Below are 20,862 nucleotides of genomic sequence, written 5' to 3'. Positions count from 1 at the left end.
GATGGCAGCTACTATATATTCTATGGTGGCTGGCGACACTGCAACGTGGCTAAACTCAATAGTACATTTACCGGCCTTGTTCCTTTTGCAGACGGAACCACCTTTAAAGAAGTAACCCCCGAGAGTTATGTAGAAGGAGCCTTCATGTTTATCCGTAATGGTAAATATTACTTCATGTGGTCAGAAGGCGGATGGGGCGGACCTGATTATTCGGTGGCGTATGCTATAGCTGATTCACCGTTCGGGCCATTCAGGCGCATCGGTAAAATACTGCAACAGGATCCATCGGTAGCCACAAGTGCCGGCCATCATTCTATACTTCACATACCCAACAGCGACCAATGGTATATTGTATATCACAGACGTCCGCTGGGAGAAACACATCCCAACCACCGTGTAACCTGCATCGACCATCTATACTTTGATGCGCAAGGCCATATCAAACCGGTAAAGATCACCGCAGAAGGAGTGGAGGCGGTGAAATAGTGGTTAGCTTCGAGCCGCTAGCGGGTGTGAGCAAGAGAGGAGTGAGTGGCACCTATATTTTGTATTTATCTGCGTTCATCCGCGTGATCTGCGGGAAAAATAGCCGCTGGCTGCAGTAGGAAAAACAAAAGCTTAAAGCCGAAAGTATACATACTACTACTCTCAACTTTAAGCTTTACACGTTAAGCTTTCCGCTAAATTAAGCCGATGCTTTCCGTTTTACTTCGTGGCCTTTTATACCATAGTAGAATATAAACAGGTAGGGTATAATCGGGAAGAGGAATGCTTTCTGGTAGCCTATTGATCCCACAATTAACCCGGTAACCGGTGTAAGAACAGCACCGCCCACAATGGCCATTACCAATAACGAAGAACCCTGACTGGTATATTTACCCAGATCTTTAATCGCCAGAGTAAATATAGTCGGGAACATGATGGAGTTAAACAACCCGATTGCCAGTACAGACCACATCGCTACGTAACCCGTAGTAAACACTGTGGTTAACAGAAGTGCTATTACTATAATGGTAAAGATGGACAGTGTTCTTGCCGGGAAAGATTTACCGGCTATAAAGGCAAGGCAATTACCCACTACTAATCCAAGAGCAATCAGGGCATAGTCTAAATTCTGTGTTACGAAATATACTGTTACCACTGCAATAAGCATTATAACAGCCATGAGTGCATACTTTTGCGACTGACTGCGGTTGGTCAAAGATATAGCACCGATAAATCGGCCCACCATAGCACCACCCCAATAGTACGCTACGTATGTGGCAGCCGTTGCTTCATTAAAGCCCAGCAGCTCATCGAAATAACGAACGAGGTAACTTCCTATAGCTACTTCGCCCCCTACATACATAAAGATACCGATCACACCGAGCGTAAGGTGCGAGAAGCCCAATACTTCCAGGCCCTTCTCTATTTTCTCACCGGTAAATTTTGGCAGCTTCGACATCTTGATGATCACGGCTATCACCACTAATGTAGCGGCCAGGAACAGATAGGGAGTCTTCACGGCTTCAGCAGTCATGTGTTCTTTGCCGCCTACACTTTCAAAAATAAGTTTACCACCAATGATTGGAGCGATGGTAGTACCAAAGGAGTTGAAAGCTTGTGTCAGGTTCAATCGGCTTGAAGAGGTCTCCTGGTTTCCGAGGAGCGCTACATACGGATTGGCGGCCATCTGCAAAATGGTTATACCACCGGCCAGTACAAAAAGTGCCAGCAGAAATATACCATAGGCTTTGGCTTCGGCAGCAGGGTAGAAGAGGCAGCATCCTGCAGCAGCTGTTAAAAGCCCCACGATGATACCATTTTTATACCCGATTTTAGCCAGCGGATCGCCCAGGTTAATGGAGATCAGGAAGTAAATGAGCGATACAAAGAAGTATGCACCGAAGAATGCACTTTGTATAAGACCAGCCTGCGCAGGTGAAAGTTTGAAGATCCCCTGCAGGTATGGAATAAGAATGTCGTTCATGCAGGTAATAAAGCCCCACATAAAGAACAGCGTTGTAAGAATGATGAGTGGTAAGGTATAATTACCCTTTTCATGCGGCTGCGAAGCGGCCGTGGGTGTAGATACGATAGACGCCATAAAACTTTGGTTACTGATTGATTAGGCGGCCAAGTTGCATTTTCTGGTGTTGTAAAAAAAATGAAAGTTTAAAATAGGCAAGTGTGTAATGGATACACCAGGAGAGGCAACAGAATACTCAACACACATGAACCTTTCTCTGCAGTTACTGTTGTAAGGGCGGTATAAGTATTTAAGCTGAGACAAAAACAGAATTTGGTGAGATATACCGGACTATTGTTAGAAACAGGGGGTATAGAGGTGAGATTCAGTAAAAAAAATCGTTCTGAATATCAAACCGATAAAGGTTTTTAGCGGAAAGACTCACAAAGCTCCGCGAATAGTTTTACTTTTACAGCTCCATGCAGGAACCAGGAAAATTCACTCCGGCACAATCACAGTCATCCGCTGATATAGCAGACCTCATCCGCAGATACAGGAATGAGCTGATCAAGGATTTCCTGGATGAAAGGAACCTGGTGGCGTATGTAGCCGAACACTATAAATTAGTGGAGTTATCGAAGGTGAAGATAGAGTTCATGAAGCGAGACCTGAAGAACCTGCTTACAGACCCGATCGATGCCGAGCTATACGAACCCATTATCCGATCCTTTCAACAAACAGGCAATGCCGAATTTACCGAAGACGATAGCCGGTTATTTTACCGGGAGATCGATCGCCTGATAAAAAAGTATATTTACGCCTCTTAAAAACAATTTAATAAATACAAGACCGCAAGGTACTTTCCAAGTTGTGCCCGATCCTTTATAGACCAGTAGTAGTAAGAAGATGATTCATGAATTAGAAACAGGCCGTCAGTATTTACTGGACGGCAAAATCGTAGTGGTGATCGTTAAACCCGTCAACCGTTCCAAAACCATGTATAGTGTAGAGATGCCCGGCAGAAGTGTTATTGCCGTAGAGCGCGAGCGACTGCAAGCTATAGCTATACCGCAGACTTAATCCTCCCGAGCAGAATGTTCGTAAAAAAGTGAAGCCCTGCACTGGTATACAGCGCAGGGCTACGAACATTTATTGTCTTAACAATAAGTAGGTTCTGACGAGATCACTCCGGATCTCCTATCATCACTTTGCCTTCTTAACGCGAAGCGAAATCTGATTGTCGAACGCGATTTTACGCAGCGAGCCAAGAGTACGGCCAATTTGCTTAGCAACTTTAGAGGAATTACTACCTTGCTTAACAAGTTTCTTAATTTCCGCTAATTCTTTTTTGGTAACTAATTTACCGTGGTTTTCTGGGAGTTTTTTCTTTGCCATGTTTCTGGTTTTTTGTGTTGAAAAAAATATAAACTATCTAAGTGCTTAGAAAGTGCAAGTATACTCATTTGTATGCGAACGAAATAATTATGCCAGCAAAGAGTATAAAATAATGTCTCCATGTAGCGCTATATTTCATTTTATACATAAACCTATCTATAGGTATCAGCGTACAAATGTCTGTTAATTCTGCTGTAAATATACACTTTTTATAGGATATACGGTAATATAGGTATAACTGCGGCATAAATATAGGTATACAATACGCCCGGAAGTCCATATTTACCCTTAAATATATAGTAGTAATATACTACTTTTCCCGCCTGCGCCATACTTATGGGGGCCTATACTTGCCGCTATCGGCCCACTGGCATGCTATAAATACCTATTTATAGGGGTATAAGCGCTTGTTATAACAAAGGTTTAGGGGTATAGCAGCGCATGGCCATAGGGTTGGATAAAGGCTTTTCATATACTCTATAGTTCACTTCATACGCCCGGCCAGCGGTGCTATAGGGTGCTATAGATCGAGATATAGCCTATAAATGTTGAAAAAGTGTCCGGATATGAGCAGAAATAGTCTCACTTACCATTTGCCGACATCAATCCTTCCAGTGCTATACGTAAATTATTCTCCGTTATAGGCTTGGTAAGGAAGTGAAGTATACCTAACGACCGGGCCCTATCCATATCGTTCGGGTTCTGCGAAGAGGTAACTATAATAATCCTTACATTCTCCTTGTTAGGTATATGTAGTTTATTAAACGCCTCTATAAAAGTAAAACCATCCATGATCGGCATATTCAGGTCCAGCAGTATAATATCCGGCATAGAGAGCGCACCCTGAAAGTAATCATTCAGTAATGTAATAGCCTCTTCGCCATTCAGCGCAGTATGTACCTCGTTAATTATACCCATGCGCTGAAGCGTCTTCTTATTGAGTAAATTGGAGATCTGGTCATCATCAACCAGCATAACTTTCATCATGATCCGGAATTTTTCAGATGTATAATTCAAAAACAAAAAACTCTGAGGCTGCAGGAAGGAACAAGATGAAGTTAAACAATGTAATCCTATTTTCAAATTTTAGTTGTTACCCGGTCTTTCTATAGTGTTACCGCTTGTATAAAGAACATTGGCATTATTAAAGCAGAACCTGTAGCTTTTCATATATACACCAACACCTATGCCTGTGAAAAGATCAACCCTTCTGTCTGGTATACTTCTTATCCTATGCTTAAAGTGTACTCCGGACACAACCAGCAGTAAACTTACCTTTTCTATTACCTATACTCCGCAGATGAGTGAACAGGCACAGGATGGCAGGCTGTTGCTCATGCTATCCAATAACAATAAAGCCGAGCCGAGATTCCAGATAAACGATGGTCTGACAACACAATTGATCTTTGGTGTAGATGTGGAAGGACTGCTGCCCGGTGGAGAGGTTATAGTAGATAGCAGGGAGGCGTTTGGCTTCCCCATACAATCGCTGGATGATATTCCTCCGGGAGAATATACCGTGCAGGCACTGCTTAACCGGTATGAAACCTATACATTGAAGACAGGCCACACGGTAAAGCTCCCGCCAGACCAGGGTGAAGGCCAGCAGTGGAACAGTAAACCGGGTAACTTTTATAGTATACCAGCCCAAGTAAAGATCGATCCGGCTGTAGCAGGCACTATAAAGATCGTGATGGACCAAAAGATCCCTCCGGTAGAGACTCCGAAGGACTCTAAATATATCCGCCACGTACGTATACAGAGTAAATTATTGAGTGAGTTCTGGGGTAAGCCTATGTATTTAGGCGCACATATACTATTGCCCGAAGGTTTTGATGAACACCCGGAGGCACATTACCCACTCATGGTCTTTCACGGACATTTTCCCAGCGACTTTGGTGGTTTTAGCACGGAGCCACCTCCGGCCTCGATGGATACATCCGACTATAATTCGCGCTTCAACATCTATGGCTATGCTAAATTTGAAAAACAGGAAGCCTATAATTTTTACAAGCAATGGACCAGTAAAGATTTTCCTCGGTTCCTGATTATAGAGATACAACATGCCAATCCGTACTATGACGATTCGTATGCCGTAAACTCAGCCAACCTCGGTCCGTATGGTGATGCAATCATGCAAGAGTTGATTCCTGCTGTTGAAAAACAATTCAGAGGTATAGGGCAGGGGTGGGCCCGTTTTATGTATGGCGGCTCTACCGGAGGATGGGAAGCCTTGGCCGCACAAATATTTTATCCCGATGAATTTAACGGATGCTTTGCTGCTTGCCCTGACCCGATCGACTTCCGTGCGTATAGCCTGGTAGATATTTACAAGCAGAAAAATGCTTACTGGTACGATTCGCCCTTTAAACGTGTGCCTATACCATCGCATCGTAATTATCTCGGGCAGATACAATCCACCATGCAGGAGAGCAATCATTATGAACTGGCGCTGGGTACACATTCGCGCTCCGGCCAGCAGTGGGATATATGGGAAGCGGTATATTCTCCGCAGGGTGCCGATGGTTATCCGAAACGTATATTCAATAAACTCACCGGAGATATAGATTCATCGGTAGCAGTTTACTGGAAAGAACATTATGACCTGCGCTATATATTGGAGCGTGACTGGAAAACACTTGGTCCTAAATTGCAGGGTAAGATACATTTATACTGTGGCGACATGGATAATTATTATCTGAACAACGCGGTATACCTGATGGAGGAGTTCCTGAAGAAAACAACCACTCCGTTCTATAAAGGAGAAGTAGACTATGGCGATCGTGCTGAGCATTGCTGGAATGGCGATCATAATAATCCTAACTATGTGTCGCGACTGCGCTACAACACCATGTATTTACCCAAGATACTGCAGCGTATAAAAGAGACAGCTCCCCGCGGTGCTGATACGAGGAGCTGGCGCTATTGATAATAGTGTAAGGTGATTTTCTAGTGCAGGGTATATCCGAGGTAAATACCCGGGCCATTGTTATACATGGGAATAACCGTTACATCACTGTTCTTGTTCTTCCATCTATAGCGGTGAGTCAGGTAAGCCAGGTTGGTAGAAAGTATACCTATACCGGCACCGGCCAGTACATCCGATATCCAGTGGCGGTTATTCAGAATACGCATAACACCCACCGTGGTAGCCATACCATACGCACCTATACTATACCATATACTTTGGTCGCCATATTCTTTTGCCATAAACGTAGCGGTAGCAAAAGCCTGCGCTGTGTGACCTGACGGGAAAGAGAAGTTGTTACTATCGTCCGGGCGCTCTACGTGCGAAAATTTCTTTACTGAGAATGTAAGTGCTGCCATAATCATTTCTGATTTTACCAGCAGCAATGTTCTGTTTTTGAAATCATTTTTTCCTTTTACACCGGCCAGGTTCAAACCATATACCGCAAGCACGGGTGCATGCATCATATAGTTATCGAGCTTGCAGCGGAAGTGCGGCATGTATTCATTTCGCTCTTCGCGTATCTCATACCGGTTTATAATATTATGATCGGCCGTAGCATATATACCCAGGCCAATAAGTGTTACCGGTAATTTTGCTGCATGGAACAGCGCATTTTTCTTTTTGGGAGTTTCAGCCGTAGCAAGGGCCAAGTCAATCTTCTCCTCGCGTGCATGCTGATTGATTTGTGCGCAACAAGGCTTGGTTAGACTAAAACCTGCGAAAATAAGGAACAGACAGTGTTTCATAGCTCGTTAAAAACCCCTTCCAGTAGGGTAAGAATAAGTGTTACGTTAGGTAGAGTAGAGCCGTTAGTCTGAGAATTTAGTGAGCCAATGATTTAATTTAATATAAAAATAGTATATCCGAGTGGAAAAAAAATTTAATTCTTTGCCTGATATGGTACATATACCTAAAAACATTTGATTTTATGCCGATTTAAGCGGTTACTCCGCGCTGCGGCATGCAAAAAAATGTTGATCCGTCCATCTGCCTATATATAAAGAGTGAAATGCTATCAGGTGTTTGCCCGCACTTTACGAAACCGTAAAGGCTCTGTTGCGCACGCAATGCGCCATCATTTAAAGCGATAGTTGAAATATATACCTGCACCCGACCCGCCCGAGTAAGTAGGCATTACCAACGCCCTTCTGTTTTTGCCACCCCATTTATACTGGTGTGTGAGGTAGGCAATTTCGGTGGATAAGATACCGATACCCGCACCGGCAAATACATCCGATATCCAGTGCCGATTGTTCAATACCCGCATCACACCTATACCGGTAGCTACGGTATAAGCTCCTACAGAATACCAGATACTTTGACTGCCATATTCTTTGGAAAGAAATGTAGCAGCAGCAAAGGCTTCAGCCGTGTGGCCGGAAGGAAAGGAGGTGGGCTGCCCGGTATCAGGACGCGGCACGGCAGTAAGTTTTTTGAGCGGATAAACGATCGCGATCATGATGATCTCTGCTTTGACCAATATAGCCGTTCGATTCGCGAATGTATTTTTACCTTTTATACCCAGCGCATTCAACCCATATACTGCTGCTGCCGGAGCAAACTGCAGGTAATTATCAGCATGGTGGCGAAAGTGTGGTAAATATTCATTTCGCTCTTCGCGTATCTCCATGCGGTTAATAACTTTCGTGCTCTTCATGCTATATATGCCGAGCGCTATCAGTGCCGTGGGCACCCGCATGGCACGAACCCACTCGTTTGCTTTGGATATCTTTGCAGTTTCAGCAACGGGCACACGCAAATCGATGGCTTCATTTTTTCTTTCTTGTTGATTGTATTGCGCGCAACAAACCAACGGTAACAGGAATACAAACAGGGTGCAGTATTTCATGGTATTAAAGATTGATCGTGTAACGAACTAGTCGGAGTCTTCTTCTTTCCGGATCTTCTTATATAAGTTTCCATCAGCATTAAAAATGAGATCGAAGGTCTCGTCATCTTTTGAGACTTCCGCTTCGTAGCGAACTATACCGTTGGTTTCCAGTACGGCCGCTTCTTCTATGCCATAGCCGTTATAATCTTTTTGTATAGCTTCTTTAATGGGAGCAGGTAAAGATGTTTGCAGTATCTCCATTTCTTTTTCAAGCAGTGTTCCTTCTGCAGAAAGCACGATCGATGTTTCTTTTCCCTGGTAGTGAAATGTAGCTTCGTAGTTACCATCATCTTCTACTTTCCAGGTAGATTTGGTGATGGCGGGATATAGCGCATGGAGAGTTCTTCGCGCTGCTTCCGGAATTTTTATTCTATGCTTGTGTTTGCAACCGATAGTGCAGGCAGCCAATGTAACGGCGAGCAGATAAGCAGAACGTTTCATGGTTATTTATTTTACTATACCAATCTACGGCTGCTATTCTGAAGACATTCCGAGTTTTTATAATCAGCAATAAAAAATATAGATATATTTTTTATTCAGATATAGTGCATCATCGCATAAGCCCTTCGCTGAAAGCATAGCTTGCTGACTGATACCAGGCTATCGCTTCGCGTGTTAATGCTTTGTCTTCATTGGTTGGCACCATCGATTCATCGGAGAAGTTGATCTGGTATGTTTGCAGTTTCTGTTGTGGTAATAATACAACCAGTTTGTTGTTGCGTACATAGCCCAGACTTTGATAGGTGCTGATAAAAACCCGTTCGCGTCCGGCCTCCAATGAAAATATATCATAGCCGTAAAACTTACTGGTATAGGAGAAGTTGAGCATGCCAAGCAACGTAGGGCCGAGGTCTATCTGGCTCATCAGGCGATCTACATGTTGCGGCTGGAGGTTTGCCGGAGAGTATATCAATAACGGAATATGATACTTGCTGATAGGCAATTCGGTTTTGCCTGCGCTGGAAGCACAATGATCGGCTACAATAACAAATATAGTATTATTGAACCAGCTCTTGCTGGAGCAGGACTTGATGAACTTGCCAATAGCATAGTCGGTATATTTCACTGCGCCTTCACGGTTGGTGTGCGAAGGTATATCAATGCGTCCGTCCGGATAAGTGAAGGGGCGGTGATTGGAAGTGGTCATAATGTGTGTGAAGCCAGGCTTACCGGATGCAAGAGTCTTTTCAATTTCGCGCTCTGCAAGTGTAAAGAGATTTTCATCGGCTACACCCCATATATTCTCATAGTCGATCTCTTCATCCTTCAGCGCATCGCGATCCACAACATTGTAGTTGTTGTTGGAGAAGTAATAGGCCATGTTATCGAAGTATCCATAGCCACCATAAATAAATTTGCTTTCGTATCCTTTCTCTTCAAAGATCTTTCCCAGCGTAAAAAGATGTTCGTTATGCGGTCTTCGTACGATAGACTGACCGGGCGTTGGCGGAACACAAAGTGAAAGCGCTTCAAGGCCACGCACAGTACGGGTACCGGTAGCATACAGATGTGTAAAGAATAAGCTGTGTTGAGAAAGTGAATCCAGGAAAGGCGTAATATTCTGGTTGTTGCCAAAGCTGCTCATAAAATCAGCGCTGAGGCTTTCTACCGAGATCATTACTACATTCAGTTTCTTCTCCGGGCCGGTATGTACTACTTTGCGGCTGATATCGAATGGGACACTGGATATATACCTGGTTTCCGGTGTACGCAGCATGTTTCTTACTTCGGCAAACGATTCATTGTTGCTGATCTTCTTATAGAATTGCTCATAGCTCAATTCGTTATTGAGATACGCTGCGAAGAGTTCGTACATGCCGTTACCGGATAGTTCATTCGCATACGCGTTGTTGCTGAAGCGATGATACTTAGCCGTTACGGTAAAGAAAAATATCAATGGGAACGCCAGCAAAATCAGCGCATAGCCACTGCGTTTTTTAAAACGAATGGGAATGACGCGTGTAGCATTCAGTAGATTGTGAAGGGCATACGTAATGGCACCGCAAAGTATAACCAGCCCCGCAATGATCCACTCGATCGGATACGACTCGCGAATGTTACCAAGAACTTCTGTGGTATATACAAGATAATCAACGGCTATAAAATTGTAGCGGGTGTTAAATTCATCCCAGAAGAACCATTCGGCAACGCCATTGAACAAGAGTATAAATGTGAAAACAAAGAATAGTCCGTAAAGTACAAAACGATGCCAGCGGGTTATATATATCCGCTGCGGAACAAGCCACAGATATAATACAAAGGGTATAATAAAGTAGCTGGCATTCACCAGGTCGTAGAACAACCCGAATAGAAGGATGCCTGCTATATTCAGGAAAGAAATCTCTACGTTGCTGAAGGAGTATAGAAAGAACACCAGGCGTGTAAGCATGGAAATGATTACAAGCAAAGTGATGAGCAGGAGTATAGCGCCAAAGCGTCCTTGCGCTGTTCTTTTCAGAAATGAAATAAGCATCGGTTAGATTAATAACTTCTCAAATCAAGCCGGTGATTCTGAAGGAAATCTGAATGAAGTGTAGCCGCTTAATTGCGAGGCTATGGGTATAATTTTCGTTGTAACACTAAACAGTGTAACAAACTATATTTTGCGGAAACTTATTCTCGGGGATAGATATAGTTTTAGGCACTGCCGGTTGATATCTTCGCGGTTAAACTGATTTTTTATAATCCTGATTAAATTCTGAAGAGATTCTGAAGATGTACAGGATTAAGAACAGCTAGGGCGCAATTGTTTCAACTTGCACCGGCCCGAGAAGCCCGGCATCCAGCAACGTCCATTCGGGTTTTATGGTAATGTTGGTTTGTGTATAGCGTTTTTCTGGCGGCAATGCACGATCACCCACCAGCCTGTTACGCCATGAATTGATTACTGCTATCTGCAGACTATTGTTCTTTGCCTTGACGGCATCGGTTATCTCAACACGAAACGGTGGTGTCCATGTTATACCCGCCTTTTTGCCGTTGAGCGTTACTTCTGCAATGCCAACATCCTGTATACTATTCAGTCGGAGAAAATAACGTTGCTGTTTTTTATATTCCGGTACGTTGAAAGATATAGTATAGATAGCCTCGCCAGAATAATTGGGAAGGCCTGTCTCGGTACGATTGGTCCAGCTCACAAGATTTTCGAAAGTAACCTGAGCAGGTGCTCCGCCAGCCGGGTTGAAGGCAACCTGCCATGGCCCCGGTATATTCAATATATTTTTATAGGCTGTTGCATTGGAAGATGCCGCAGATGGTTGTGCTGTAACAACGTTGCGAAAAATGACAAACACAGAACCATGCGGATCGAAATGCAGTGGTATATAAGTTCGTCCGTTCTGCTGACGAAATGCTTTGGCCGGTGCGACCTCACCTGTAACAGGATTCCATAACTCAGGTTGCCGCCCGGTTACACGGAACGAAAATTCTCCGGATACTTCAGTTTCCTGCTGACTGCTTACAAAGTATATATCTTGTCCTTGTACAACACGGTGTATATAATCATAAGGCTTATTGATTGACGATATATTGTTGTAATCAAAGTCGGGAGCAATGCCGGCATCGGTCAGTACTTGTCGTGCCGATTTACCAGCGATTACAACACCTTTACCGCCCTTATGTTCTCCGATAGAATGTGCCTCTTTACCCCAAAGTTCATCAGCATATTGCTGAAACAAGGTATAGCTTTGCGGAGAGCCGGATAAACTAACGAGTCGCTCCGGCTTAGCACCGATAACCGTAGCTCCGGCAGATACCAGCGCTTTGATCTTTTGCAATGCTGCGAGTGAAAGTACTTTTGTTTCCGGCAGCACCAGTACGCGATAGTTTACACCATGCGGCAAAGTGAGTCGACCGTCTTTTACTTCCAGTGCAAGCAAACGATCTTCGTTGATGAGATCATAATCATAACCGGGCAGTATATGAGCCGGATCATGTTCTTTTAAATGGCCGATGTTGGGCACATGGTCGCCATAGTAATAGAGTATATCGGTAACCGTAGTGCCGGGTTGTTGCTGTATATATTGGCATCGCTTGATATAGTCGAAGAAAGCAGTTGATAATTCCCACCACGTTATATTGGGATTGATGTGCGTGCCGGCAAAATACTCTTGTCCGGGTAAACCCATTTCTTTAGGCGAGCAGGTAAACGTGTGGAGAAATACTAGGTTTAGCCCGGAGCATACTTCATGATCGAACGCTGGCTTCATCGTAGCCCAGGGTATATCATTCCAATGTCGGCCGATCGTAGTAAATGATTCGGCACCTACCAGTAATTTATTATAGATATGAGCAGCGCTGGATGCCTGCTTTACAAAGTAGCGATCTTCGATTCGCGCACGATGTGGCGAAGGCGACCAGAACTCACTCATCATGATTTCACTGAAGCTATAATTCTTCAATCCATCCAGCGGACCAGCATGCGGCCCGGCCGACTCCGGTTGTATAGCCATACCGTGATGAGCAGCACGTTCGGCAAAAACACGGTAATGATTATCCGCTATACATTCAGCAATCGTCTTGCGAAAATCTGCAAGAAAAGCATTACTGACATTTCTGTCCTGGATGATCTTGCCCGTTACAACAGGTAAATATATAGCCGGATCATAACCTCTTCGCTGGCGAAATTCTTCTGCGAAGTGATCCGACCAGTTAATGCCACCACATTCCCAGCTATCGCTTTGCAGGTACCGCAACGTTGTGCCGGCCAGTGGCCCGATCGTTGTAAGCAGGGGTTCTATATGTGTATCCCAATAGCGATTGAAGTATGTCGCGTTCATATAGTCAATTACACGTCCCTGCCACTTACCGCTGGCAGTGGATACTTCAGCGCCACTGGGAGTATAGCCAAAACGCATAATGGTCCATTCACCGGGAGGTACCTGCCACGAGATCTTTCCCGAGGCATCAGGTATAGCATGTATCACTACTATATCTTGCAGTATAGCGTCCTCTTCACCCGGAGAGGCGGCAACATCGTTCAGTAATTTTTCTGTATCAAAACCGGAGCGATCGCCTTCTTTAAAAGCGGCTTTCACAGCGAGGTCAGCTATAGGAGGGTGGTTTATATCCTTTCTCTTCGGAAACGCCAGCACCACGATATCTTTATAGTAGTTATCGCGTACCGGAGGTAGTGGCAGCGTAAGCGGAGTTCGCAACGGACCGGCTACTGTTATTTCTGACCATGTGATATGTTTGGTGGCTTCTTCCGGAGTTACATCCGGGCCGCCTACATTCCAGCCACTTTGTATGTTGAGACTCAGCACCAGCCCGAGACGATGCGCTTCCTGCACAGCATGTATAAATAACGCACGCCATTCAATACTTCCAAATTGGGGGCCTTCCGGTACATTACCGTTGCCTTGTTGATTTTGTCCTCCGGCATCAACAATGCTGGCACCACTAAATCCCTTGCGTTTCATTTCTTCGAGGTCGCGGGTAATGGCTTCCTTTGTTACATTTCCATTAAGCCACCACCACCAGCAACGAATGCCATACTGTTGTGGAGGATGCTGAAATATAGCGGGCGATAGAAGAGGGTCAGGCGATAGAGAAGGCGTTGTAACAGAAGGAGCAATTTGTTGCGGATAGAAAGATGATACGACCATTACGATGATGATCAGGATACCACTATAGAGAAAAGGACGAAGTTCCATATACAATAATAAGAAATTTGAGAAGTAACATGATGGATGTATAATGGTATAACCAGCACGCGATCAGGTAAATACTTTTTTGATCGTGATTACTAGGAAGTGTAAATGATCTTTACCGCCATGATCTAACAAATAAATTCTACGCGTGCAGCACAAAATGCAGGTAAACTTTGTTGGACATGAAACTCATTTTATCCACCTCAAACATGAATCAGGAACAACTTATTGTAACCATGGCGATGCAAGCCTGGGAAACCCAGATCAAACGTGCCGATCAATTATTCAATGCATTATCCGATGAGCAACTTTTGCAGGAGATCGCTCCCGGGAAGAACCGTGTTATATACCTGGTAGGACATTTGGCTGCTGTGAACGATGGTATAAATTCCATTCTCGGGTTAGGCGAGCGTCAGTATGCACACTATGATGCCATCTTCCTTTCATCACCCGATAAAGCGAAAGAAGCACCGTCTGTACAGGAAGTAAGAGATGCCTGGACAACCACCATCAAGACACTGACGGAGCGCTTCAGTAAAGTATCAACAGCCGATTGGTTTACACGCCATCTGCGCATGACGGATGAAGATTTTCAGAAAGAACCGTATCGTAACAAATTAAGTGTATTGCTGAATCGCACCAGCCATGTAGCATATCACCTCGGACAGGTTGTGTTGGTGAAGAGTCGATAACTGTTAACCGTTAATGGTTAACCGTTATACGGAAATTGTAACGGATAACCATTAACATATAACGAATAACGGAAATTGAATATCGAACAAGGAACATCGATTAGCGAATGTTGAAGTATAAAGTCCGGAAGACAGAAAGTCCGAAAGCATAAAACAGTTGTATCAGTTGTTCCCAACCGACACAGGGAAATGAAAGTAAATCTTCTTTCAGGTATATATCTTAATAAAGTTTTACTTTCCCTTTTGCAATCTGCATGGAAGAAACATTTTACAGCATCCTCACGATTAACGGTTAACGACTCCCGAAAAGATTCAACGCAGCGGCACTCATCGCAGCAACGCCTGTTTTAATAGTGGGTTCCGGTAATGGTATAAATGTAGAAGAGTGCAGCGATGGTAAAGCAACGCCTTGTTCTTTTGCCTGCTTTACTTTGGCAGGATCCACTGCTCCGAGCCAGAACATACAGATAGGAACTTTCTTATCCTGTAAACCAAAGCGACTGAAATCTTCGCCCACCATAGCGGGTTGTAACTCCACTACATTTTCTTTTCCAAATTGCTGTTGAAATACCTGCACCAGCCGGTTGGTAAGTTCTACATCATTTATAGTGGCTGGTGTCTGCGGATCGTTGATGGTGATCTCCGGTAACTTATCAGCGGCAACGCCTGCCTGCAGTGCGAGGTGCTCGCTTTTTTTATGAATAGCAGCAATGATCTGCTGACGTACTTCAGGAGAATAGGAGCGCAGCGTGAGCTGTAATTTTACATCATCCGGTATAATATTATGCACCGAGCCTCCGTGAATAGAACCTACCGTAATGACAGCCGGCTCCAGCGGATTGATCTCGCGGCTTACTATGGTTTGAAATGCAAGAATCATTTCAGCACTCAGTACTACAGGATCGATCGTAGTATGAGGTGCTGCACCATGACCTCCTTTACCATGCACAGTAATGTTCATCATGTCTACGCTGGCCATAAACGCTCCGGCATGATAACCAACTTTACCCGCTTCCAGCGATGCATTGTCGTGAAGAGCTATAGCATAATCAGGCTTCGGTATAGTATCATATAGTCCGGCTTTGAATAGCATATCTGCACCAAAGCCATTCTCTTCCGATGATTGTGCTACCATTATCAATGTTCCTTTCCATTGCTTGCGTGTAGCAGTGAGTGCACGTGCGGTGCCAACAAACACAGTCATGTGTATATCGTGGCCGCAGGCATGCATCACCGGTACATCGGCACCAACAGCATTTATACCTCTTGCTTTACTCGCATACGGCAAACCTGTTTTTTCTTCGAGTGGCAGTGCGTCCATATCCGTGCGGATTAATACGGTAGGACCTTTACCGTTTTTAAGAATCCCTACTAAACTCTGGCCTCCTAATTTTTCGATCACATCAAAGCCCAACGTACGAAGTTCTTCTGCCATGATCTTCGCTGTTTTTTCTTCATGCAGTGAAAGCTCGGGATTCTGATGCAGCTGTCGGTATAATTTTTCCAGTGAAGGATATTGCTTGCTGGTATACTCTTCTACTTGTTTTATAGCGGGAGATTTTGTTTGCGCATAGGCAGAGGATACAAGCGCGATACATATACAGGTAATGCGGATCATTTTCATATCAGCAAGATAAGTCAGAAACAGAAACATCAAACTATAGATGAAAAAAGCTTTGCTATGTTTTGTGGTTTATAAGCGAAAAATACAGAAAGCCGCTAACGATACCGCTATCAACTGTAAGCTGTATGCTGTAAACATTTTTGTGCGATGTGCGCATAGATTTTTTTTGGAATCGTAATGAAAAAAAAGAAAATTTGCATCCTCTACCTGCTACCTCCTTTGGCTGACCTGCCGGGATATGAAATGTTTTTCTAATATCCCATAGCAGCATAATAAAACTATTGTTATATTTTTCTGATGCTTTGGAGAGCGTTATGCTGTAACGGCTAACGCTTCTTAAAAAAGCTATGTACGGGATATGTTATTACGGAGATTCTTTTCAGTGTTTAAAGTGAAGTCTGCCGGCACAGACTCTCTCTCTATTCAATCCCTTCGAATAAGGATCACATCGGTTATATCGGTATGTATAGTCGTTGCCAGCGCGTTGTTGCCCGGTAACATGGTATGTGCGCAATCGCCTAAAGAAGATAGTCTCAAAGCCGTGTTGAGTACATTGCCGGAAGATACGAACCGGGTGAATACGCTGTTCGCTTTGCTAAGTCTGCAGACCAATGCCAACGCAATAGAAGCCATACAAACCGCCACCGAGGCTACGCAGCTTGCGCGAAAACTGCAGAATAAAAAAATGCAGGGAAAAGCGTATAGCCGCATTGCATTTTTATACAACCGCACGGGCGATCCTGTGAAAGCCAGCGACTACCTGCTGCAGGCGTTAAAGATCTATGAAGAACTGAAAGACTCTACCTGGATTGCCGCCATGAACAACAACATGGGACTGATCTATAGCGATCGTGAGGAGAATGAAGAGGCCCTTGGTCATTTTGATAAAGCACTTGCCATTTGGAAGAAACGCGATTTCAAAAGTGGTATAACACGGGCGTTAACAAACATGGCTGAGATCTATCAGCGACAGGGAAAAGGAGCGAAGGCTCTTGAAAATTATAAGCAATCGCTGGCCATCTGTGAAGAGATTGATGATAAACGTTTCAGTGCTACGGTGCTGAACCTGATGGGCACGTTTTACTTTCAGGAGAAAGACTATATGCAGGCGCTGCAATATCACGAGCGCGCATTGAAAGTGGCTATTGAGCAGGATGATCGCCCGGCCCAGACGGAAATATATGCAAACCTCGGCCAGGTATATATCACACAACAGCAGCCCGATAAAGCACTGGCGGTTGCCCTGAAAGGAATTGACGTTGCGCGCAGTATTGATTACAAAGTAGCATTAGCCCGTAATTATGAAAAAGCGATGCTCGCCAGCAGTATGAAGAGCGATTACAAACACGCCTACAATTATCAAGCACTCTATCATGCATTGAACGATAGCCTGAAAAATTCCGAGAACATCAGTGAGGTACAACGGCTGAACCATACGCACGAGCTTGACAGAAAAGAAGCCGAGATCACGCTATTACAACAGCAGCACAAAGCTGATCTTTTCAGACGGAATACATTTCTGACGGCAGGTGTATTGCTCGTAATCATTGGAGGATTACTTTATAACCGGCAGAAGCTGAAGAACAAACGCCAACTCGAGCGCAATGAACACCAGTTGCAGATAAAAGAGCAACAACTGGATTTTCTGAAGCAAAGTCTGCTGGAAAAATCGGAGTTGCTGGAAAAGATGAACAAGGAACTGGAAGCAGCACAGGCACAACCGGAAGAACACGTACAGATCGAGAAGTTTAACCGCATACTTGAATCCAACATTCTTACACAGGAAGATTGGGAAAACTTTAAGCGAGCGTTTGAAGAAGTATACCCGAACTTCTTTGCCATGCTGCGCTATAAATACCAGGATATAACGGCTGCGGAACTTCGCCTCGCTGCATTGCTTCGCATGAACCTGTCGTTGAAAGAATCAGCCAAGATGCTGGGTGTCTCTCCCGATAGTGTAAAGCAATCGCGCTACCGCCTGAAGAAGAGGCTGAACCTTTCTGAAAACGATTCACTCGAAGAATTTATCAATCGCCTCGATACGCGCGGGGCCATGCGCAGCGTACCGACACAGGTGTAAAGAATTTATACCTGTATATTCTCTTCCAGGCTGTATATTTAGGGAAAACTGATACACGCAAATGCCGGTTGATCCCATTATACTCACCGATATTACCCATAGCTTTTCCACGAAGCCGGTTCTCTCAGGTCTATCATGGTCATTTGCGCACGAGAAAGTAACGGTGGTGCTGGGAAAAAGCGGCAGCGGTAAATCTACTTTATTGCAGATCATTAACGGCATGATTCGGCCGGATAGGGGAAGCGTTGCGCTCTTCGATGCACCGCTGGATTACAGCAACATTCATACAATACGATTGAAGCTCGGGTATGTAATACAGCACATCGGTTTATTTCCGCATCTTACATTATATGATAATATAGTATTGCCCGGCAAGATCGCGCAACAGCCGGCACATAAAACACATCAGCGCGCGCTTCATTTGCTGGACATGGTGGAGTTGCCGATTTCCTATATACACAAATATCCGCACGAGCTGTCGGGTGGAGAACAACAGCGGGCGGGGTTATGTCGTGCCATGTTGCTGGAGCCACCGGTGCTGTTGATGGACGAACCGTTTGCTTCGCTGGATACCGACACCAAGCAAAGTATATATAGTCACCTGAAAGCTATACAGCGTGATGAGCCACGCACCATTGTATTGGTATCGCACGATCGGGAAGAAGCGCGTATACTCGGAGATTATTTTATGGCATTGGAAGATGGTACGATCAAAACCTCCGGAGCTATAGCGAATATAGATGTACTGAAATCTTCTTTAATTGCGTAGCGATGTACAGAGCTCTACTGATTCTTTCGGTTGCGTTATATATATACCTGCCGGCTACTGCGCAGCAGAAACCGATACGGGTGGGAGCGAAACATTTTAATGAGGGATATATACTCAGCGAAATGATTGCCTTGATCCTGGAAGACGGTGGCTTTACGGTAGAACGCAAATTTAATCTTGGAGGAACTGCCGTGAGCTTTGAGGCTCTTCGCACAGGCGCTATTGATATATACCCGGAATATACCGGCACTATTGCGCTGGAAATATTAAACCAGGATCGCTCGGTTACAACGGAGAAGATGCAGGAAATATTAGCAGACAAATTTCAGCTTGAACTATCATCGCCTTATGGATTTAACAATACCTATGCCCTGGTAATGACCCGGGCACTGGCGGAGAAATTACAAGTGAAAACAATTTCTGATCTCGTATCACATCCGCGATTAAAAGCAGGGCTCAGTTATGAATTTCTGGAACGTGCCGATGGCTGGAGTAATCTTGCATCCTTCTACAATCTGCATCAGCAGCCTGTTGGTCTCGAACACGGACTGGCATACCAGGCGCTTCGTGAAAACACCATACAGCTTACGGATGCATACTCTACCGATGGTGAGATAGAACGGTATAATTTACAGGTGTTGCAAGACAACGAGCGATTCTTCCCGGAATATAATGCAGTATCACTATATACAGCTTCGCTTCCTGTAAAAGCAAAAGAGTTATTGGCTAAACTGACACAGGCTATACCGGATACGACCATGCAGCGCTTGAATGCCGAAGCACTTTTTAATAACAAAAGTCACCGGAAAATTGCACAGGAATTTCTCGTGTCGCGCAAACTCATGGGTAATACACCTGCTGCAACCGACAGCGATGTATGGGAAGTATTGAAAAAGACAGGTGTACACCTGAAGCTTACGCTGCTATCATTATTGGCTGCCATTGCAGTAGCCCTGCCGTTGGGAGTTATGCTGTATCGCTATCCTGTGGTAGCACGAGTAATTCTATATATCACCGGTATCTTACAGACAATCCCATCTATAGCGTTGCTCGCGCTGATGATTCCACTGGCAGGTATAGGTATAGTACCGGCCGTAATCGCGTTGTTCCTGTATGCACTATTACCGATACTGCGCAATACCATGATTGGCTTGTTTACGGTAGACCCTGTATTAAAGAAAGTGGCTATGGCCATGGGTATGACTACCTGGAACAGTCTGCGGCATGTAGAGATACCGTTGGCTATGCCGATGATACTGACTGGTATACGCACTGCTGCGGTGATCAACGTAGGCACGGCTACACTCGCAGCTTTTATCGGTGCCGGTGGACTGGGAGAATATATAGTTACCGGCCTCGCATTGAATAATACCAAGATGATTTTGACAGGTGCTATACCTTCAGCGTTGTTGGCAATTATACTGGAACTTGTATTTGAGGGAATTGAGTTGTGGCTTATACCGAAGCACTTGCGACAGATGAAAGCTTAAAGCTCAAAGTAGAAAGTGTAAAGCAGAAAGCATTGTGCATTTCACTTTCTGCTTTATACTTTAAGCTTACAGCTTTTAATAGAATGCCATCTGCTCATCCACATAACAATAGGCCCATCGTTCGCCTGGTTGTGCAGAGATCGCAACGGGGTGGCCAGACGCATGCGCGTGTCGCGAGGCATGTTTGTTGGGAGAGGCATCGCAGCATAGCGTTGCGCCACAAGTCTGGCAAGTGCGCAGGTGAACCCACTCGTCACCTGTCTTGATACACTCTTCGCATACAAATTCTTTGGCTTTCTTCAGGTTGTGAAGATTTTCCAGGTGAGAGCAGAGTTCGTCTTTGAGCATAGC

The 20,862-nt window shown here is 44.6% G+C and carries 18 protein-coding genes; 8 read left to right on the top strand and 10 right to left on the bottom strand.

Annotation, left to right across the window (positions count from 1 at the left end):
* A partial coding sequence (locus VIN08_RS21575; RefSeq protein WP_331969617.1) for a family 43 glycosylhydrolase occupies positions 1 to 486 on the top strand: 486 nt, incomplete at its 5' end.
* A gap of 199 nt (positions 487 to 685) precedes the next feature.
* Here VIN08_RS21575 and VIN08_RS21570 read toward each other — a convergent pair.
* Positions 686 to 2,086 carry a sugar MFS transporter gene (locus tag VIN08_RS21570; RefSeq protein ID WP_331969614.1) on the bottom strand — a complete coding sequence of 467 codons (1,401 nt, stop codon included), beginning with the start codon at positions 2,084 to 2,086 and terminating at the stop codon, positions 686 to 688.
* Positions 2,087 to 2,427: 341 nt separating this feature from the next.
* Here VIN08_RS21570 and VIN08_RS21565 point away from each other — a divergent pair, with 341 nt between their 5' ends.
* On the top strand, positions 2,428 to 2,775 hold the full coding sequence (locus VIN08_RS21565; protein ID WP_331969611.1) for a hypothetical protein: 348 nt from the start codon (positions 2,428 to 2,430) through the stop codon (positions 2,773 to 2,775).
* A 79-nt stretch (positions 2,776 to 2,854) separates the two neighbouring features.
* A complete protein-coding gene (locus VIN08_RS21560; RefSeq protein ID WP_331969608.1) occupies positions 2,855 to 3,028 on the top strand; it encodes a hypothetical protein in 174 nt (57 codons plus the stop codon).
* 123 nt (positions 3,029 to 3,151) lie between these two features.
* Here the strand turns inward: VIN08_RS21560 and VIN08_RS21555 are convergent, their stop codons facing one another.
* Positions 3,152 to 3,343 (bottom strand): hypothetical protein, encoded by a 192-nt coding sequence (locus tag VIN08_RS21555; protein ID WP_331969605.1) that lies wholly within the window; start codon positions 3,341 to 3,343, stop codon positions 3,152 to 3,154.
* Between the two features lie 582 nt (positions 3,344 to 3,925).
* Entirely contained in the window at positions 3,926 to 4,330 is a 405-nt protein-coding gene (locus tag VIN08_RS21550) for a response regulator (RefSeq protein WP_331969603.1), read from the bottom strand.
* A gap of 205 nt (positions 4,331 to 4,535) precedes the next feature.
* Here VIN08_RS21550 and VIN08_RS21545 point away from each other — a divergent pair, with 205 nt between their 5' ends.
* Positions 4,536 to 6,272, top strand: coding sequence for an alpha/beta hydrolase-fold protein (locus tag VIN08_RS21545; protein WP_414693309.1), 1,737 nt, complete (start codon positions 4,536 to 4,538; stop codon positions 6,270 to 6,272).
* A 20-nt stretch (positions 6,273 to 6,292) separates the two neighbouring features.
* Here VIN08_RS21545 and VIN08_RS21540 read toward each other — a convergent pair whose 3' ends face one another.
* The 5 genes from VIN08_RS21540 to VIN08_RS21520 form a co-directional block, all read right to left on the bottom strand.
* Positions 6,293 to 7,060 (bottom strand): phosphatase PAP2 family protein, encoded by a 768-nt coding sequence (locus tag VIN08_RS21540; RefSeq protein ID WP_331969600.1) that lies wholly within the window; start codon positions 7,058 to 7,060, stop codon positions 6,293 to 6,295.
* A 329-nt stretch (positions 7,061 to 7,389) separates the two neighbouring features.
* Complete coding sequence (locus tag VIN08_RS21535) at positions 7,390 to 8,163, bottom strand: phosphatase PAP2 family protein (protein ID WP_331969597.1); 774 nt, start codon at positions 8,161 to 8,163, stop codon at positions 7,390 to 7,392.
* A gap of 27 nt (positions 8,164 to 8,190) precedes the next feature.
* Entirely contained in the window at positions 8,191 to 8,646 is a 456-nt protein-coding gene (locus VIN08_RS21530) for a hypothetical protein (protein ID WP_331969594.1), read from the bottom strand.
* A gap of 109 nt (positions 8,647 to 8,755) precedes the next feature.
* Complete coding sequence (locus VIN08_RS21525; RefSeq protein ID WP_331969591.1) at positions 8,756 to 10,678, bottom strand: LTA synthase family protein; 1,923 nt, start codon at positions 10,676 to 10,678, stop codon at positions 8,756 to 8,758.
* A 262-nt stretch (positions 10,679 to 10,940) separates the two neighbouring features.
* Entirely contained in the window at positions 10,941 to 13,859 is a 2,919-nt protein-coding gene (locus VIN08_RS21520) for a glycosyl hydrolase (protein ID WP_331969588.1), read from the bottom strand.
* A 206-nt stretch (positions 13,860 to 14,065) separates the two neighbouring features.
* On the opposite strand from VIN08_RS21520, the gene VIN08_RS21515 reads away from it, so the two are divergent.
* Positions 14,066 to 14,548: a DinB family protein gene (locus VIN08_RS21515; protein ID WP_331969585.1), complete on the top strand. Its 483-nt coding sequence runs from the start codon at positions 14,066 to 14,068 to the stop codon at positions 14,546 to 14,548.
* Between the two features lie 292 nt (positions 14,549 to 14,840).
* On the opposite strand, the gene VIN08_RS21510 is transcribed toward VIN08_RS21515, so the two are convergent.
* The gene (locus VIN08_RS21510; RefSeq protein WP_331969583.1) at positions 14,841 to 16,172 is read right to left on the bottom strand and encodes an amidohydrolase; all 1,332 of its coding nucleotides are present in this window, start codon (positions 16,170 to 16,172) and stop codon (positions 14,841 to 14,843) included.
* A gap of 358 nt (positions 16,173 to 16,530) precedes the next feature.
* Between VIN08_RS21510 and VIN08_RS21505 the strand changes: the two genes are divergently transcribed.
* From VIN08_RS21505 to VIN08_RS21495, 3 genes are all read left to right on the top strand, one after another.
* On the top strand, positions 16,531 to 18,252 hold the full coding sequence (locus VIN08_RS21505; RefSeq protein ID WP_331969580.1) for a tetratricopeptide repeat protein: 1,722 nt from the start codon (positions 16,531 to 16,533) through the stop codon (positions 18,250 to 18,252).
* Between the two features lie 61 nt (positions 18,253 to 18,313).
* On the top strand, positions 18,314 to 19,021 hold the full coding sequence (locus VIN08_RS21500; protein ID WP_331969577.1) for an ABC transporter ATP-binding protein: 708 nt from the start codon (positions 18,314 to 18,316) through the stop codon (positions 19,019 to 19,021).
* Positions 19,022 to 19,023: 2 nt separating this feature from the next.
* Positions 19,024 to 20,511, top strand: a complete 1,488-nt coding sequence (locus VIN08_RS21495; protein WP_331969574.1) for a glycine betaine ABC transporter substrate-binding protein — start codon at positions 19,024 to 19,026, stop codon at positions 20,509 to 20,511.
* Positions 20,512 to 20,586: 75 nt separating this feature from the next.
* Here the strand turns inward: VIN08_RS21495 and VIN08_RS21490 are convergent, their stop codons facing one another.
* On the bottom strand, positions 20,587 to 20,859 hold the full coding sequence (locus VIN08_RS21490; protein WP_331969571.1) for a UBP-type zinc finger domain-containing protein: 273 nt from the start codon (positions 20,857 to 20,859) through the stop codon (positions 20,587 to 20,589).
* Positions 20,860 to 20,862 lie beyond the last annotated feature (3 nt).

It is taken from the genome of Ohtaekwangia sp. (genome assembly GCF_036568665.1).
GTDB lineage: Bacteria > Bacteroidota > Bacteroidia > Cytophagales > Cyclobacteriaceae > Ohtaekwangia.
This window is presented reverse-complemented; position numbering and strand designations above follow the sequence as displayed.